Raw genomic sequence first — 18055 nt, forward strand, 5'->3', positions numbered from 1 at the left:
AGACCAAGCCGACATAACAGTTGCCGGCTCAAGGCCGGGACGACAAGAGCTAGCTCGCGGCTTCCAGCCGTTCCTCGGTGAGGAGCCGGGTCGCCGCATCCGCGTCCATCGGCTCGCCGAAGGCAAAGCCCTGGGCGTATTCGCAGCCGAGCTGGTAGAGCTCGACGGCATCCGAATCCGTCTCGGCGCCTTCCGCGACCACCTCCATGCCGAGATCGTGCGCTAGCGCGATGATCGATTTCAGGATCACCGGGCGGGTGCCGCGGCTGGTGGTGCGGACGAAGGATTGGTCGATCTTGATGGTGTCGAACGGGAAGCGCTGCAGATAGGACAGTGAGGAGTGGCCGGTGCCGAAATCGTCGAGCGACAGCCCGGTGCCAAGCTCGCGGATCCGCGCCAGCATCTGGGCGGCGTGCTCCGGGTTCTCCATGACCAGCGATTCCGTCAGCTCCAGCTTCAGCGTGCCGCGCGCCACCGAGGAGCGCGACAGCACGGTGCGGATATCGTGGATCAGATCGTGGCGCAGCAGCTGCCGCGACGACACGTTGACCGATGCGAAGATCGGCTCGCGGGCGCGCATCGCGCGCTGCCACACCGCGAGCTGGCGCGCGGTCTGGTCCATCACGAACATGCCGAGATCGACGATCAGGCCGGTCTCCTCGGCGACGTTGATGAACTCCGACGGTGACATCCGTCCGAGCTTGGGATGATCCCAGCGCGCCAGCGCCTCGAAGCCGGCGATCGCGCGATCCTCCAGCCGCACGATCGGCTGGTACAGGATCGTGATCTCCTGCCGCTCGATGGCGCGGCGCAGGTCGCTCTCCAGCGTCAGGCGGTCGGTCTTGCGCGCCCGCATCGCCGGCTTGTAGACGTCGATGCGGTCGCCGCCGATCCGCTTGGAATGATACATCGCAAGCTCGGCGTCCTTGATGATCTCGTCGGTCAGCGGCGCCGCCGGGTCGGACAGCGCAAGCCCTATCGAGGCGGTCAAGAAGATCTCGCGGTCGTTGAACGCGATCGGGGCGCGGATGGTCTTGCGGATGGTCTCGGCGAAATTGGTGATCCGTGCCGGGTCCTGCTCCGACAGCAGGATCAGGCCGAACTGGTCGCCGGCCATGCGCGCCAGCGTGTCCTGCGGCTTGAGGATGCGGGTCAGCCGTCGCGCCAGCGTCAGCAAAATGGAATCGCCGACCGCAATCCCGACGGAATCGTTGACCTGCTTGAAGCGGTCGAGGTCGATCACCATCAGGGTCGGCCGCAGGTTCGGCATGGTCTTGGCGAGATTCGCCACCGCGCCGAGGCGGTCCATGAACAGCCGGCGGTTCGGAAGGCCGGTCAGGTTGTCATGGACGGAGTCATGAAGCATCCGCTCTTCGGAGTTCTTGAACTCGGTGACGTCGGTGAGGGTGCCGACCACGCGCGAGACCTCGCCGTCGGAGCCGACCACCGGCCGCGCCTTGAGCGCGAACCACATGAAGTGACCGTCCGGCGTGCGCAGCCGGAAATCCTGCACCAGGCGGCCGCGGCGCTGGTCGAGCACGCTGTCGAGCGCGGCGCGGAAGCGGTCCTGGTCGAGCGGGTGCAGCACCTCGAGCCACTTCGCCGCCGGGCCTTCCAGCGTGCCGCGCTTGAGGCCGAGCAGGGCCTCGGTCTCGGGGCTGGTGAACACCTTGTCGGCTGACACGTCCCAATCCCAGATCAGGTCGCCGGAGCCGGTCAGCGCCAGCGCCCGGCGCTCGACATCGGAGACGACGCCGGTGGTGGCGCCGCCGCCGGCGAAGGCGTGCTGCATCACCGTGAATCCGATCAGCATCACGATCAGCACCAGGCCGCCGAGCAGCGCCGGTCCAACGATGTCGTTGGTGACCGAGCCCGCGACCGTCATGCCGGCCGCGACCACCCAGACCACCAGCAGGAACCAGGTCGGGATCAACAACACCGCGCGGTCGAAGCCGTGGGTCGAGAGATAGACGATCAGCGCGAAGCCGGCGAAGGCGATCATGACCAGCGACATGCGCGCGATGCCGGAGGCGACCGCGGGATCGAACAGCGCCAGCGCGACCAGCGAGCCGAGGAAGACCAGCCAGCCGATCGTGATGTGCGAGTAGCGGACGTGCCAGCGACTCAAATTCAGATAGGCGAACAGGAACACCAGCAGTGTCGCGGCGAGGATCGCCTCGCCCGCCGCGCGCCAGACGCGCTCGGCGTTGTTCGACATGTCGAGCACCTTGCCCCAGAAGCCGAAGTCGACGCCGATATAGACCAGCACCGCCCAGGCCAGCGCCGCGGCGGCCGGGAACATGATGCTGCCCTTGACCACAAACAAGATCGTGAGCACGAGCGCGAGCAGGCCCGAGATGCCGATCACGATGCCCTGGTACAGCGTGAACGAGTTGACCTTGTCCTTGTAGGCGTCAGGTTCCCACAGATAGAGCTGCGGCAGCTTGTCGGTGCGCAGTTCCGCGACATAGGTGACGACGGCGCCGGGATCGAGCGTGATGCGGAACACGTCGGCGGTCGGGCTCTCCTGCCGCTCCGGACGATCGCCGACCGACGGCGTGATGGTGGCGATGCGCGACAGGCCGAGGTCGGGCCACAGCAGGCCGGACGACACGATGCGGTAGTGCGGCGCGACGATCAGGCGGTCGAGCTGGTCGTCGGTGTTGTTGGCAAGTGCGAACACCACCCAGTTCTGGCCGCCTTCGCGGGCGCGAACCTCGATGCGGCGCACGATGCCGTCGGTTCCGGGCGCGGTGGAGACCTGGATGCGGTCTGTTTCACTGCGCTGATGGTCGAGAACCGCCGTCAAATCGATCGCCGGCGCATCGCTGCGCACGCTGACCGCGTCGATCGCATACGCGGCAGGCGCGGCGGCAAACATCATGAGGCCCAGCGCGAGCAGCGCAAGGCACCTGATCAGACGCAATGTCAGTACTCCGCGATCGACAAACTGACCGGGCCCGGCGACCGGCCCGGCGGTGGCGCGATAAATGACACGAAAGCGAAGGGAATCAAAGGGTTTCCGCCCCTGCTTCCGGCGCGAGGGTTAAACCGCCAACACAATTTTGCCAATATGTTCGCTGGTCTCCATGCGCCGGTGCGCGTCGGCGGCCTTTTCCAGCGGGAATGTGCTGTCCATCAGCGGTTTGACGCGGCCTTCGCGCAGCAAGGGCAGCACCTTTGCCTCGATCGCCGCGACCATCGCCGCCTTGTCCGCATTACTACGGGGGCGCAGGGTCGAGCCGGTGTGGTGCAGCCGCTTGACCATCAGCTTGGCAAAATTGGCCGTGGCCTTCGGTGCTCCCGACAGGAACGCGATCTGGACGATGCGGCCCTCGACCGCGGCGGCGTCGTAGTTCCGGTCGATATAGTCGCCGCCCACCATGTCGAGGATGACATCGGCGCCGTTGCCGCCGGTGGCCTTCTTCACCGCCTCGACGAAATCCTCGGTCTTGTAATTCACCGCGTGATCGGCGCCGAGCTTGAGGCAGGCATCGGCCTTGTCCTGCGAGCCGACGGTGACGATCACCTTGGCGCCGAACGCCTTGGCGAGCTGGATCGCCATCGTGCCGATGCCGGACGAGCCGCCGTGGATCAGCAGCGTCTCCCCGGCCTGGAGCGCGCCGCGCTCGAACACATTGTGCCAGACGGTCATCAGCGTTTCCGGAATCGCGCCCGCTTCCTGCATCGACAGCGAGGGCGGTACGGTCATCGCCTGCGCGTCCTGCGCGATGCAATATTGCGCGTAGCCGCCGCCGGCGACCAGCGACATCACCTTGTCGCCGATCTTGTGCTTTGCGCCTTCGCCGAGCGCGACCACTTCGCCCGCGATTTCGAGGCCGGGCAGGTCGCTGGCGCCGGGCGGCGGCGGATAGGAGCCGGAGCGCTGCGCGACGTCGGGACGATTGACGCCGGCGGCCGCGACCTTGACCAAAATCTCGCCGGCCTTCGGCACCGGCACCGCGCGGGTCTCCGGCACCAGCACCTCAGGGCCACCCGGCTTGCTGATGGCAACGACGGTCATTTGCGCGGGCAGATTTGGCATGGCTGGTCCCTGGTCAATGGAGAGGATTGGCGGATGGCATACCGCCTTTTCCACCGAAGCGAAACGCCATTAAGCCCCGAACCGCGCCGCGAGCTGACCGGCTCTCTCAGGCGTGATCTTCTCGACCAGCGGCCCGAGCCTTGCGACCGGCGTGCCCGCGCCACGATCGAGCAGCGGAAGGAGTGGGCCAGTGGGCCAGTGCGGTACGGCATCGCTCTGACCGAGCGCGCCGAGCACGCGCGCCGCGAGGTGAGGCACGATGCTCCACGCCAGCGTGGCGCTGAGCGCGACGAGTCTGAGTCCGACGCGGGTGATGACCGCCGCGCGGACCGGATCGGACTTGATGGCGGTCCAGGGTGCCGTGTGTTGCAGATAAGCGTTCGCGGTGTCCCAGATCGCGCGGGTCGCGGCCGCAGCGGCGCGAAACTCCAGCGCCGTGTGATGGCGGTGCAGCGCTGCGATGCGCAGCTCCAGTTCAAGCGCGAGTTGTCGCTCGGCATCGCCGGGAGCGCCACCATCCGGGATGCGGCCGTCGAAGGCGCGATGCGCGAAGCTGATGATGCGGTTGGCGAGATTGCCGAAGATGTCGGCGAGATCCTTGTTCACATCGGCAACGAACCGGGTGACGCTGAAATCTGTGTCGGCGCTCTCCGGCGCGTTGGCGATCAGCCACCAGCGCCAGAGATCGGCCGGCAATTCCTCCAGCGCCGCATCGGTGAAGATGCCGCGCTTCCTGCTGGTCGAGAACTTGCCGCCCTCGTAATTCAGCCAATGGAATCCCTTGATCACATCGGCGGTCTTCCACGGTTCGCCGGAGCCGATCAGCGTCGCCGGAAAGCTCACGGTGTGGAACGGGATGTTGTCCTTGCCGAGAAACTGGATGTAGCTGACGTCATCGGCCTGCCACCACCATTGCCGCCAGTCGCGGCCAGGCGCGGCGTCGGCCCATTCCTGTGTCGCCGCGATGTAGCCGATCGGCGCGTCGAACCAGACATAGAACACCTTGCCGTCGAAGCCGTCGCGCGGCACCGCGATGCCCCAGGCGAGATCGCGGGTGATGCAGCGGTCGCGCAGCTCCGCATTGAGCCAGCCCTTCGCGGTCGACACCACGAAGGGCGGCCACCCGGTGCGGCTGTCGATCCATGCGCCGATGCTGTCGACCAGCTGCGACTGGCGCAGACAAAGATGACGGCTGTCGCGGATCTCGAGCGCGCGGTCGCCTGATAGCGCCGAGCGGGGATCGATGAGGTCCGGCGGGTCGAGCAGCGTGCCGCAATGGTCGCATTGATCGCCGCGCGCGCCGGCGTCGCCGCAATGCGGACAGGTGCCGAGCACGTAGCGGTCGGGCAGGAAGCGCCGGTCGGCGGGCGAGAACACCTGTCGCGAGGTGCGTGCTTCGATCAGCCCGGCGTCATCGAGCCGGCGATAGAAGTGCTGCGTCAGCGCATGGTTGTGCGACGAGCTGGTGCGGCCGAAATGATCGAAGGACAGGCCGAAACGCCGGTAGATGTCGGCCTGGACGGCGTGCTGCGCGGCGCAGAATGCGCGGACATCCTGTCCGGCCTCGATGGCGCCGAGCTCGGCCGGTGTGCCGTGCTCGTCGGTCGCGCAGATGAAGAGCACGTCGCAGCCGGTCTGGCGGCGGAAGCGGGCGTGGACGTCGGCGGGCAGCAGCGAGCCGACGAGGTTGCCGAGATGCTTGACGCCGTTGACGTAGGGCAGCGCGCTGGTGATGAGAATCCTGGTCATGGGTGCAGTCTTTCACGTTCGGTGATGCCGATCCCGGACAATCAAAAATCAAAAAGCCCTCCCGCATGATCGGAAGGGCTTGGGGTCGGCTCATGCCTCGCGCGCAGGCGCGCAACTATCCCGTCCGGTCAGACTCCTTGCGGTCGGGCCGGGGCATTCGCGTCAGATGTTGCGCGCACACGAAAGTCACTGCAAAATTCTCCTCTGGACGGATATCTATCATCGCTGGGCGCAGGGCGCCAGATCAGCATCGCGGGGAAGACACATGCCGATTGAGGATGAGGACCGGCCGCGGAAGAAAATCAGCCACGAGATCGGACAGGATCTCTCGCTGCTGTCGGTCGAGGAATTGACCGAGCGCATCGCGCTGCTCAACGCCGAAGTCGATCGCCTGAAAGAAGCGATGACGAAGAAGCGCGCGTCGAAGGACGCCGCCAACGCGTTCTTCAAGTCGTAGGTCGCCACATCACTCGGTCCTCGTAGCCCGGATGGAGCGAAGCGCAATCCGGGGACGCGCTATCCGCGGATGGACCGTTCCCGGATTTCGCTGCGCTCCATCCGGAGCTACGCTGCTCTACCTCCCCTTGAAAAGGGGAGGTCGCTTTGCTCGCTCAAGCAAAGCGGGTGGGGATCTAGCTCTCTCCAAATACGCCGTCGCTTGCGGTTGACCTCCATCCGACCTTCCCCCTTTTCAGGGGGAAGAAGAGGCCTGTCCCAAACTAGGTCAATGGCCGACATGGCAAACAAAGCGTCAAGAAATCCGTTCATTTACGATCGGTTAAGCTTTCTCGATTATGACTGCATTGTCCTCGTTTGGACACCGAGTGGCTCCTGTCCACTCTGTTTGACGCCTCCCTGTTATCAACTTCAAAAGCCGCCGGAAACGGCGGCTCTTTTTTGTGCGGTCCTATCGGCTGGAAACCATAAATCCGGTTGCGGCTGGACTCTTCGGCGCGCCCGCGCAATGATTTGTTCATCATAAGCTGGCGCGTCAGATGCCAGCGGGCGTTACGGTGGTGTGAGGGCGTTTACCATGGCCGATCGTTCCCAGAGCGAAGCCGGGCTTGTACTGTTCAGTGAACGGCTGACCAATTCTGCGGCATTCGGCGTGCTGTTCCGGGAAGGCATGGATCTGGTCGAGCAGACCGCCGCCTATCTCGACGGTGACGGACGTGCCGAGGCCAAGGCGCTCGAACGGTCCGTGAGCCTGACCTATGCCACCGAAAGCATGCGCCTAACCACGCGGCTGATGCAGCTCGCCTCCTGGCTGCTGCTGCATCGCGCGGTCAAGGAAGGCGAGATGACGCTGACCCAGGCCAATCGCGAAAAGACCAAGGTGAAGCTGTCGGCCGCCGATCCCGGCCCGGCCGACATGGTGACCAAGCTGCCCGAGCAATTGCAGCAGCTGATCGCCCGTTCGATGGATCTGCAGGCGCGCGTCCGCCGCCTCGACACCACGATCCATGCGCCGGCGCCGGATCGCTCGACCATCGGCAACCCGCTGGTGCCGCAGCTCAACCGCCTCAAGGCGGCGTTCGAGCAGTAATCCGGACAGCAAATCAGTGTGACGCGTCCGCGCGGCGTGGCTTGGTCCGCCGCGGCGACGTGTGCTGATCCATCACGCGCCGCAGCCTGATCGCGGCTGCCTCCAGCTCCTCCGGTTCGAAGCCGCCGAAGCCGAGCATCAGGCCAGGCTGCGCCGCTGCCTTATACATCGTCGAAATCGGCCTCACGACGATGCCTGCGGAAAGCGCTGCCTTTGCCAGTTGCACATCATCGAAGCGCTCTGGTAGCCACAACAGCAGATGCATGCCCTGGTCGCTCGGCTGCAGCGTGACGTCGTCGGGCATGTGACGCGTCAGCGCCGCGATCAGCGTCGCACGCCGTGCGGCATAGACGCCGCGAATGCGCCTGATATGCGCCTCGAACAGCCCCTCGCGCATATAGGCCGCCAGCACGTGCTGATCGGCGGTCGGCGAATGCCGGTCGAGCAGCCCGCGCGCGCCGGCGAAGGCGTCGATCAGCGGCGCGGGCGCCACGACGTAGCCAAGCCGCAGCGAGGGGAACAGCACCTTGCTCAGCGTGCCGAGATAAATCACCCGCGATGGGGCGAGGCCTTGCATCGACGGGAAGGGATGCCCGGCATAGCGCAGCTCGCTGTCGTAATCGTCCTCGACGATCCAGGCATTGCTTCGTTGCGCCCACGCCACCAGCGCATTGCGGCGGGCCATGCTCATCGGCATGCCCAGCGGATATTGATGCGACGGCGTCACGAAAGCTGCGCGTGCGTGCGGGCACGCGGCGATCGCGGCATCGACGTCGATGCCCTGCGCATCGACCAATACGCGCGTGGTGACGAGATCGAGCTCGTCGAGCACGGCGGTCATGCCGGGATAGGCGGGATCCTCGGCCCAGACGCGATCGCCTGACGACAGCAGCACACGGCCGGCAAGATAGAGGCCTTGCTGCGTGCCGGCCGTGATCACGACCTGCTCGGGCTCGCAATGCACCGCGCGGGATTTGCGCACATAGTCGGCGATCGCCTGCCGCAGCTCCGTCAAGCCGCGCGGATCGCCATAGCTCGCAGGCGCCGCCGCGCGCGATGCGCGCACGCGGTTGCCGAGGCGGCGCCAATGGTCGTCGGGCGCGACCGCGCCGCCGGGGACCGCGATCGCAAACGGGACTTCCGGCATCGGCGTGAAGGCCGCCGCCACTTTGGCAAGCCGCGCCGCGCGCGGCGGCAACCGGATCGGCGCTGATTTGTTCGGCTTGCGATGGACCACGACGGGCCGAGCCTGTTCGGCAAGCGTCGGCGCGACGCGGGTGCCGGCACCGACCTGCGATTCCAGATAGCCCTCGGCCAGCAACTGCTCGAAGGCTTCCGTGACCGTGCCGCGCGCAACGCCGAGCGAGGCCGACAGCGCGCGCGTCGACGGCAGCAATTCCCCGGCCTTCAGTTCGCCGCTCGCAATCGCGGCGCGCAGGGCCTGCGCGATCTGGCGCCCGACCTGTCCGGCGGCGCGGTCGACGGCCCGGAGCGAAGGGATGCTGATGGTGGCGCGCAGGCGGGGCATAGTGGACCAATCAAGATGATCGAAAGTGGCTCTTATCATAGGCCACTTCAGCGCTATGGTGCGAGCAGCAATTGATGAGGTCCACCAGAGGTCTACCATGTACCTGCCGCCGCATTTCAGGATGGATGAGCTCGGTCCGGTCCACGCCGCTATGCGGGCGTCGCGGCTCGCGACGCTGGTCACCGCAACCGCCGACGGCCTGATCGGCACGCCGCTGCCGCTGATCCTCAATGAGAACGAGGGCGACTACGGCACGCTGTACGGTCACGTCGCGCGGCCCAATCCGCAGTGGAAGCTGCCCGCGATCGGCGAGGCGATGGCGATCTTCATGGGGCCCGACGCCTATGTGACGCCGTCCTGGTACGCGACCAAGGCCGAGCACGGCAAGGTGGTGCCGACCTGGAATTACGTCGCTGTCCACGCCTATGGCGCGGCCGAGTTCTTCGAGGATGCCGACCGTCTGCTCGACGTCGTGACCCGGTTGACCGAGCTGCACGAGAATGCGCGTCCGGAAGTCTGGCAGGTCAGCGACGCGCCTGATGATTTCATCAAGGCGCAGCTGCGCGGGATCGTCGGCTTCCGGATGCCGATCACGCGGATCGACGCCAAGAAGAAGATGAGCCAGAACCGCAAGCTCGAGGATCGCGCCAGCGTCATCGCAGGGCTTGAGGCAAGCGACAATCCCCATGACCGCGAGGTCGCCGCGATGATCCCGGCGAGTTGAGACGAAAGCGCCCGATGGAATTGTACCTCGCCTTCGCGATCACGACCGCGACCTTCGCGCTGATCCCGGGTCCCGCCATGCTGTACGCCGCGGCGCGCACGCTGGCGGGCGGCCGGCGCGCGGGGCTGATGGCCTCGCTCGGGCTGCATCTCGGCGGCTATGTCCATGTCGTCGCCGCGGCGGCCGGCCTCGCTCTGCTGTTTCATGCGGTGCCGCCGTTGTTTATGGCAATGAAGCTTGCCGGTGCGGCCTACCTGGTCTGGCTCGGGCTGTCGCTGTTCCGCGACCGCGACACTGCAAAGCGCCCCACACTTGCCCCGCTCTCCGCGGAGCGCGCCTTCGCGCAAAGCATCGTCGTCGAGGTGCTCAATCCGAAGACGGCGATCTTCTTCCTCGCGTTCCTGCCGCAATTCGTCGATGCGTCGGCCAGCCTGCCGGTCTGGGCCCAGCTGTTTCTGCTCGGCACAACAGTCAACTTGACCTTCTCCGCGGTCGACATCGTCTGCGTGTTCTTCGCCAGCGCCGTGATGTCGAGGCTGCAGCGCTCGAAGACGTCGCAGCGCATCATGCAGCGGATCGGCGGCAGCATCATGGTCGCGCTCGGTGCGCGGCTAGCCTTCCAGGATCGCTAGAAGCAGTCATGTCCACCAGCAGTGATGGTGCGGATCAACGCTTCGTCAAGCTGCGCGACGAGCTGCTTCTGCAATGGTGCGACCGGTCAATTTCTGCGCGAGGCTTCAGTCGTGTCTGACGTCATGGACGTGCCGGATGATCGCGGTGGTCGTGGCGGCGCAAGATCGTGGATAAAATCTCTCAGTGCGTCGGTGTCGAACGGCTTGCGGAGGATCCTTAGACTTGGCGGAGCCGCTTTTGCGGCATCGCTGTAACCGGTTGTAAGGGCGATGCGCAAACCGGGGTATCGCGACCTGACTTCTCTCGCGAGCCCGACGCCATCGATGGTCCCAGGCATGACGATATCGCTGAAGACGAGATCGATCTTTGTACCGGCTTCGAGCAATTTCAGCGCCGCTTCGGCCGAATCTCGATAGATCGTGTCATAGCCCAGATGCTCGAACAGCGAAGATGTCACATCCGCCACCTCGGGGCTGTCGTCGACAACGAGAACCGTCTGCCGCTGCGGCTGCCTTGCTCTTGTTCTGGCGGCGGCCAGCTCTTTGCTGGTGATTTGCTCGTCTGCGCAGGACGGCAAGTAGATTGTAATCGTTGTTCCCTGTCCAACCTTGCTGTCCGCCGTCACCGTGCCGCCGGCCTGGTGCGCGAAACCATAGACTTGGGACAAGCCGAGCCCGGTACCCTTGCCGACCTCTTTGGTCGTGAAAAACGGATCGAACATCTTGGACAGCAGGTTTGGCGGAATACCGGTGCCGGTATCGCCAAGCGCTATCGCAAAGAAAGCCTTTGCGCGGCGATCGCCGCCGGTTTCCTGGTTCGCGGTCACCGCATGGACGGATAAGGTGAACGTGCCGCCGCTTGGCATTGCATCGCGCGCATTAACGGCGATGTTGACGATCGCAAGTTCCAGCTCGGCGAGGTCCACCTTGACCGACGCGACACCCTCGCCGACGTTCTCATTGTACACGATGTTCCCGCGCAGCGAGCTCTCGATCATGGTCCGCATGTTCTTGATGGACGCATTCAGATCGACGACCGTCGGGCTGAGATGCTGATGGCGAGAGAATGTCAACAATTGGCGTGTGAGGCTTTCGCCTCGTTTGGCCGCGGTCTGTATGGCTTCAATTGCCTTGGGCAGTTTTGGATCAAGCAGGCGAGTGAAAATCTGGGCACTGCCTCCGATGATCATCAATAGATTGTTGAAGTCGTGTGCAATTCCGCCGGTCAGCTTGCCGATTGCCTCCATCTTCTGCGACATCGCGAGCTGTTCGCGCGCCTGAACCAGCTTCTCCTCTGCGTCGCGTCGCTCGGTTGCGTCCCGCAGAATGCTGATGAAGCCGATCAGATTTCCTGAGTCATCATGGCTCGACGAGACCGAGCCCGTGATGAAGAACGGCGTACCATTCTTTCTGATGCGCCAACCCTCGACGTCGTACTTGCCTCTTTCGATTGCCGTCTCCAGCGCGTGTGTTGGCGAACCCGCGCGGCGTTCATCCGGCCGATAAAATATTCCAAAATGCTTGCCGATGATTTCTTCCGAGGTGTAGCCGATGATTTTTTGAGCGGTGCTATTCCAACTCGTAACGTGTCCTTCTCTATCAAGCGCAAAAATCGCATAGTCGACGACGCCTTCGATAAGGGTTTGGAAGTGCCGTCTGATGCTGTCGAGCGCCAAGGCGTTCCGTTCAAGTTGACCGTTCAGTTGGTCCTGCACGGAAAGCAGATGGGCTTCCGTGGTCTGACGCGTGGCAATTGCCGCAGCCAGGGCAAGAGGGGGCGCCGATACGCTGATCGAAAGCACGAGCAGCGACAACAACGCTCCGTTCGGATCCGTTTTCGGAAATGGATCATGACCGAACGCGAACCCCCAGACTGCCATTCCGGTGAAAATGAGCGCAGCCGTAGCCGCGGTGCATCGATTGCCGCGCAGACCGGTCCAGATCAACGGGAGCAAAGCCAGAAAGCCCAGCAGGCTGCGATGCGGCAACGGCACGTTGAGATCGTCGCTGACGAGGTCACTGCCGATGAGCGGGCTGTAGGCCACGATCCCAATGAGACCAGCGAGAGCGATAACTGCGATCGATTCCAACAGATCCCACCTGGAGGAAATCCGTAAGGACATCATCGCCCAGAGCACGATGACCGGAGCAATCAGCAGGGTCGCGGCTGCGTCGGCAAGCCACCAGGTCAGCCCGGCGGCGATGGAATCGGGAAAGCTCGGTTCGTTGACGAAGATGAATCCGGCCAAAGCGGTGAATGAACCGATCATCGCGGTCGGCGCAAAGGAAATGCCTGCAAACTTTGCGACACCGGATGGCGTGGCAAACGTCTGGCGTCCGTTCGACCAGCGTCCGATCAGCCATGTTCCGGCCAATGCAGCAAGGAGGCAGCCGATCCCGGCGGCGACAAACTCCAGGAGCGATCGGTCGGTCATCAGGTAAGGCGCGACAGCGCCCACCAGGATCGCGGGCCAGATCCGGTAGCCACGCAGCAGCATGAGCGCGAGCGCAGCCCCGGTTGGCGGCCACAGCGGTGTCGCGGCTGGATTGATAGCGGGAAGGAAATGTGTGGAGGCCGCAAGGCTCCCGTAGATCGCGGTGACGATAAAAACTTCGACCGAGTAGGTCACAGCGCTCCGAGCATCGCCAAAAGCGAAAATCCCGGCCTTATCGAACCTTGCCCGTTCCATCACAAGCCTTTGCGGTGGGCACCTCAAAAATGCGGTAGGGAACGACCTGGCACCCGGTTCCATGTCACCCGAAGGAGGGCGATCGTATTTTCTCCAAGTCGATGACCCTGCCAAACACTCAACGCAGTTTTGACCAAAGCATGGCCGCTGGATCGAGAGTAGGGGGCGCCGGCAACTTCTGAACAAGAGACCATGGGGCAGAACCGTTGACCTAACGGCGTGGGCCTGCAAAATCGATCCGATCCCACCGCGTGTCGGTGTCGTTCAAGTAACCGCTTCGGGTCAAAAGGCGAATATCGGCAAGAGCCGTTCGAGCTCGGCTTTGGGCCGGGAGCAGACGCCGGAAAGGTGCGAGCGGTCGGCGTTCTCTCGCCGCCATGTCGATGTCGATCGTGAGACACTGGGAGATTTATCGTCAACCCTAGGTAGCAAAACTCGGGCTATATGGTACCGTGCCCTCGTCGGGACGGCATTTCCGTCCCGGATTTGGGAGGGCTATGTCATGAGATTGCCGTCGAGCCTTGTCGCGCCTTCAGCCGTCGCCGTGTTGTCAACTGTCTGGCTGTGCGGCCCGGCAGCGTCGCAAACAGACCCAGCCAAGCCGCTTCCTTCCATCACGGTCGAGGCGCCGAAGCCGGTGGCAAGGCCAAATCGTGCGACACAGGTGGTGACCACGGGGGTATCTCACCGGAGATCGAGAACTACCCAGACGTCGTCGTCAACCGCTCGAGCGCCGTCGCCGGCGCCGGATTCCGTGCTGGGCAGGATTGCCGCGCTGGAGAAAGTCGCGAGCAATTGCAACGGTGGCTGCGAATCGAGCCTCCCGCATGGCAAGGACCCTTGGGTCGGGTGCAGCGAGTCGGCGGGCGGACAAACATACGGACCGTTCTCGTCGACGTGCCGAGACAACCTCACCTACAAATCCTACGTCGATTGCGTCGAAACCAAATGGTTCCTGGGCGAGTACCGAAACAGGGCCTGGTGGCTTTGCAGCAGCCTGCAGGCCGCGGGGAAGTTTAAGGTCGCCGAACTCAAGCGACCGAAGCGTCCGCGCTAGGTTCGCCGTTGGAATCCGCGCGACGGCGCGAGCTACCATTTCCTGTTCGTGATTGAGCCGTCGTGGCGGGTCCCGGAAGCGGGCTATCCGCAGCGATTCCCGCAAGGCGGCTACGCCTTTGTTTCTTCCGGCCTCGGTAGAGGGGAGACGCGCTTGGCAAACTCGCGTCCCGGATAGTGCTGGCCGCAATAGGCGACGAGTTCGTCGATAAAGGATTTGGCATAAGGGGCCAGAAAGCGCTGCGGATCCCAAGCCACGGCAGTCCATCGCCCGATCGAGGCGCCCCTGTGAATCAGCGGAAAGGCGCGGACGCCCGCGGACGGGATCTGGACATTCGACGGCACGATGGCGACATCGTTGCCGCCTTTTGCCAGCGCGAGCAGGGTGTGAGGCGCTGCGCTTTCGAGGATCACACGTGGCCTGATGTGTGCGACGTTGCAGGCGGCATCGAACCAGCCGCGAGATGCGAAGTCCCGCCGCAGGAGCAGCAATGACTCTTCGGCGAGTTCGGCAATCTCCAGCTTCCGCCTGCTTGCGAAGCCATGCCGCGGCGAAACCGCAGCAAGCATATGCACGGGAGCCAGCAACCGGCGGTGATAGCCGTCTTCGGCGGCTGGAATGATCGCGAGATGAACGTCGCCGCGCTGCAGACGATCCGGAACGCGGGCACCACCATCCTCGATCAAATCGATGACCACGGAGGGGTGCTTGCGCCGGAACATGGGGAGGAAATTGGCGAGCACCGTTTCCATATGTTGGGTGCTGCAGCCGACGCGCAGCGCGCCGGCCTTGCCGGTTCTCAGCGCGCGGGCACGCTCGCCGAACGATTCGGCATCCTGCAGGAGACGGCGGCCGCGTCGTAGCAGATCCTCGCCTTCTGAAGTTAGTTTGATCCCGCGGCCGACGCGATCGAACAACGGAATCCCGAGTTCGTCCTCGAGCGCCTGGATCTGGCGAGAGGCCGCCGGCTGGCTCAGACGCAGCTGTTGGTGAGCGGCGGCAAAGCCGCCTGCCTCGGCCACGACGACGAAGGTGCGCAGCTGTCGAAGGTCCATTTTTAATGCGCCACTTGCATGAATAGATGAATAATAAATGCATTAGACACATTGAGCAAGCCGCGACATTCTTAAGCCGCCCACCCGACATTTGTCCAAAGGGGAATCGCGATGTTTGACACCGAGCGTTTCGTTGCCGACTGCCGCGCAGCGTTCGCGGCGGACCCGTCGCACCGAGCCATTCACGAGATCGTTGCCCGCGCGATGTCTGAACCGGCCGCGGTATTCAAGGGACTCGGCGAGCCGCAGCGTCCCGAAAGCCGCGCGCTCTTCCATTCCGAGACGCTGACCATTCTCAACGTGGTGTGGCCCCCAAGCTATATCGTGCCACCTCACGACCATCACATGTGGGCCGTGATCGGCGTTTATGCGGGCCGTGAGGACAACGTCTTCTGGCGGCGCATTCCGGGCGAGCCGAACAGGATCGAGGCTGCCGGCGCCAGGGCCTTGTGCGTGCGCGATACCGTGCCGCTCGGCACCGACATCATCCATTCGGTCATCAATCCAATCGACCGGCTGAGCGGCGCAATCCACGTCTATGGCGGCGATTTTTTCGCCACAGAACGGAGCAAATGGGATTCGTTGACGCTTGAAGAGGGCCGCTCCGACCGCGAAGAAGCGCGCCGCGACTTCGAGCGGGCTAGCGCGCGTTACGAAGCAAGTTTGCGCGAAGCCGCCGGCTGACCGCAACGGGCTTAAAGAAGTCGCCCCATCCATGCTTCCTCGCAGAAGAAGTGGACGCACGGGACAAGCCGTGCATGGCGAATCCATGACTGAATTAGCCCGTTCATGCGGTGCGCGATCAATCCTGTTGCGTCGGGTGCGACAAAACAACTCGACGGGCAACTCAGTAAAACCTGTCAATCCTCGCGCGCGAAAATATTTCGCTTTATCCGAAGGATAACCCAGTGTATAGAAACACCCGTCTCACCCGATCGAGGGGCGCTGCGCATCGTCACGGTGTTTGCGGACGCCGAGTGTGCAACTGACGAGTGCGCATGCGGCGGACGGTGAAATCGTGCAGGCCTGACGCCCTAGCGGTAGGTGTCCTTTCGCAAAGTGCGCAAGCGTTTGCGAAAGCGGTGACAACAAAGCCCAGTCTCACCGGGGTGAGCACGTATAAGCCGTAACCCATCGCGCAGGGAAAGCCGGGTTGTTTCCGGTTACACCTGTGGTCCTACCCCCGAGCTTTCTACCCATTGCTCGGGGCCCATGGGTGCGATCGGCACCCGGCTTTCCCTGCGCCCTCTGTTTCCAGAGCGGCGAAACAAATGCAAAGCTCGGACAGATCATGTCGCGAGAGGGCGGATGTGTGACTCGCAGCCGGTGCAACACATTTGGTGTCGTCCTGGCTTTCGCCAGGACGACGCAGCAGGAGAATCGCGGGCCCGTTCAGCCCGCCAATCAGGAGCGGCCCCCAAAACAAAAACGCCCCCGAGTCGGGGGCGTTTTGCGTGTGGTGCCGGGGCGATCCCGAAGCGGACTTTAGTCCTTCTTGAGGAAGCCCGAAAACTTCTTCTGGAAGCGCGAGACGCGGCCGCCGCGATCCATCAGCTGCTGGGTGCCGCCGGTCCAGGCCGGGTGCGACTTGGGGTCGATGTCGAGGTTCAGCGTGTCGCCTTCCTTGCCCCAGGTAGAGCGGGTCAGGTACTCGGTGCCGTCGGTCATGACGACCTTAATCGTATGATAATTCGGATGAATATCGGCTTTCATGACAGTTCCTTCGGCGCGCCGGCGCCCGTCTCAAGATGTCTGGAATACGGGATTTGCGCGGGTCTATAACCCATGGAGCCCGCCAAAACAAGCCAAGAAAGGGCCTAAGCCCATCACCGGATTGGGACTTTACCGGATTTGCCAGCCGGGGGTCGGCGGGCCTATGTGGGGGGCGATAGAACCGGTCTAGATTGATGAGCGTAGCCGAACAGCTTGAGACCCCGCGTGGCGCCCCGCAGCCCCCGCGCGACGCGTTGCTCGATGAGGAAGCCTTCATCGAGAGCCAGATCACGGAGCCGGCGAAGAGCCGTGCCCGGTTGCGGCCGTTGCTTGCGCTCGCGCCCTATGTGGCGCGCTACAAGGGCCGGGCGATCCTCGCGCTGATCTCGCTGACGATCGCCGCGATCACCACGCTGATCGTGCCGGTCGCGGTGCGGCGGATGATCGACATGGGCTTCACGCCCGAAGGCATCGCGATGATCAACAGCTATTTCAGCGTGATGATCGCGGTCGTCGCGGTGCTCGCCTGTGCCAGCGCCTCGCGCTATTACCTCGTGATGACGATCGGCGAACGTATCGTCGCCGATCTCCGGCGCGACGTGTTTGCGCATCTGATTTCGCTGTCGCCCTCGTTCTTCGATTCCGCGCGGTCAGGCGAATTGGTGTCGCGGCTCACCGCCGATACCACGCAGATCAAGTCCGCGGTCGGCGCGTCGGTGTCGATCGCGCTGCGCAATCTGATGCTGTTCTTCGGCGCCGCCGCGATGATGGTGATCACCAGCCCGCGGCTGTCCGGCTTCGTGCTGCTCGCGATTCCGATCATCGTGATTCCGCTGGTGGCGTTCGGCCGCTGGGTGCGGCGGCTGTCGCGCACCGCCCAGGACACGCTGGCCGATGCCAGCGCCTATGCCTCGGAGCTGGTCAATGCGATCCGCACCGTGCAGGCCTATACCGGCGAACGGCTCGCCAGGACGCGCTTTGCCGGCGAGGTCGAGCAGGCCTATCAAGCCGCGCGCAGCTCGACCAAGGCGCGCGCGGTGCTGACGCTGATCGTCATCTTCATCGTGTTCGCCAGCGTCGTCGTGATCCTCTGGGTCGGCTCGCACGACGTGCTGGTCGGAACCATCAGTCCGGGCCGGCTCGGCCAGTTCATTCTCTACACGGCGTTCGCGGCGAGCGGCCTCGGCCAGCTCAGCGAGGTCTGGGGCGAGGTCTCGGCCGCATCGGGCGCCGCCGAGCGGCTGTTCGAGATCTTGCGCGTCAGGCCGCAGATCGCGGCGCCCGCTTCGCCGCGCGCGCTGCCGCAGCCGGCGCGC

The 18055-nt window shown here is 64.1% G+C and carries 13 protein-coding genes; 6 read left to right on the top strand and 7 right to left on the bottom strand.

The window, feature by feature from the left end; translation table 11 throughout:
• Window positions 1-49 precede the first annotated feature (49 nt).
• The 3 genes from AKL29_RS27225 to metG all read right to left on the bottom strand — a co-directional run bounded on the left by AKL29_RS27225 (window position 50) and on the right by metG (window position 5794).
• Window positions 50-2926: an EAL domain-containing protein gene (locus AKL29_RS27225; protein ID WP_028333677.1), complete on the bottom strand. Its 2877-nt coding sequence runs from the start codon at window positions 2924-2926 to the stop codon at window positions 50-52.
• Between the two features lie 120 nt (window positions 2927-3046).
• The gene (locus AKL29_RS27230; RefSeq protein WP_050386299.1) at window positions 3047-4045 is read right to left on the bottom strand and encodes an NAD(P)H-quinone oxidoreductase; all 999 of its coding nucleotides are present in this window, start codon (window positions 4043-4045) and stop codon (window positions 3047-3049) included.
• Between the two features lie 69 nt (window positions 4046-4114).
• Entirely contained in the window at window positions 4115-5794 is a 1680-nt protein-coding gene (metG, locus tag AKL29_RS27235; RefSeq protein ID WP_050386300.1) for a methionine--tRNA ligase, read from the bottom strand.
• A gap of 265 nt (window positions 5795-6059) precedes the next feature.
• Between metG and AKL29_RS27240 the strand changes: the two genes are divergently transcribed.
• Window positions 6060-6251, top strand: a complete 192-nt coding sequence (locus AKL29_RS27240) for a DUF1192 domain-containing protein (protein WP_016845225.1) — start codon at window positions 6060-6062, stop codon at window positions 6249-6251.
• Window positions 6252-6827: 576 nt separating this feature from the next.
• Window positions 6828-7340 (top strand): protease adaptor protein RcdA, encoded by a 513-nt coding sequence (gene rcdA, locus AKL29_RS27245; protein ID WP_028333674.1) that lies wholly within the window; start codon window positions 6828-6830, stop codon window positions 7338-7340.
• A gap of 13 nt (window positions 7341-7353) precedes the next feature.
• Here the strand turns inward: rcdA and pdxR are convergent, their stop codons facing one another.
• Window positions 7354-8868 carry a MocR-like pyridoxine biosynthesis transcription factor PdxR gene (gene pdxR / locus AKL29_RS27250; protein WP_050386301.1) on the bottom strand — a complete coding sequence of 505 codons (1515 nt, stop codon included), beginning with the start codon at window positions 8866-8868 and terminating at the stop codon, window positions 7354-7356.
• A gap of 97 nt (window positions 8869-8965) precedes the next feature.
• Between pdxR and AKL29_RS27255 the strand changes: the two genes are divergently transcribed.
• Window positions 8966-9592 (top strand): FMN-binding negative transcriptional regulator, encoded by a 627-nt coding sequence (locus tag AKL29_RS27255; RefSeq protein WP_050386302.1) that lies wholly within the window; start codon window positions 8966-8968, stop codon window positions 9590-9592.
• Window positions 9593-9606: 14 nt separating this feature from the next.
• Window positions 9607-10224, top strand: a complete 618-nt coding sequence (locus AKL29_RS27260) for a LysE family translocator (protein WP_050386303.1) — start codon at window positions 9607-9609, stop codon at window positions 10222-10224.
• An 86-nt stretch (window positions 10225-10310) separates the two neighbouring features.
• On the opposite strand, the gene AKL29_RS27265 is transcribed toward AKL29_RS27260, so the two are convergent.
• Complete coding sequence (locus AKL29_RS27265; protein WP_244482446.1) at window positions 10311-12854, bottom strand: MASE1 domain-containing protein; 2544 nt, start codon at window positions 12852-12854, stop codon at window positions 10311-10313.
• Window positions 12855-14081: 1227 nt separating this feature from the next.
• A complete protein-coding gene (locus AKL29_RS27270) occupies window positions 14082-15026 on the bottom strand; it encodes a LysR family transcriptional regulator (protein ID WP_050386305.1) in 945 nt (314 codons plus the stop codon).
• 111 nt (window positions 15027-15137) lie between these two features.
• Here AKL29_RS27270 and AKL29_RS27275 point away from each other — a divergent pair, with 111 nt between their 5' ends.
• The gene (locus tag AKL29_RS27275) at window positions 15138-15710 is read left to right on the top strand and encodes a hypothetical protein (RefSeq protein ID WP_028333669.1); all 573 of its coding nucleotides are present in this window, start codon (window positions 15138-15140) and stop codon (window positions 15708-15710) included.
• Between the two features lie 801 nt (window positions 15711-16511).
• Here AKL29_RS27275 and rpmE read toward each other — a convergent pair.
• Window positions 16512-16739, bottom strand: a complete 228-nt coding sequence (gene rpmE / locus AKL29_RS27280; RefSeq protein ID WP_016845230.1) for a 50S ribosomal protein L31 — start codon at window positions 16737-16739, stop codon at window positions 16512-16514.
• A gap of 194 nt (window positions 16740-16933) precedes the next feature.
• Here rpmE and AKL29_RS45620 point away from each other — a divergent pair.
• Window positions 16934-18055, top strand: a 1122-nt coding sequence (locus tag AKL29_RS45620) for an ABC transporter transmembrane domain-containing protein (protein ID WP_244482447.1), incomplete at its 3' end; no start/stop codon positions are given.

Source organism: Bradyrhizobium pachyrhizi, assembly GCF_001189245.1.
GTDB lineage: Bacteria > Pseudomonadota > Alphaproteobacteria > Rhizobiales > Xanthobacteraceae > Bradyrhizobium > Bradyrhizobium pachyrhizi.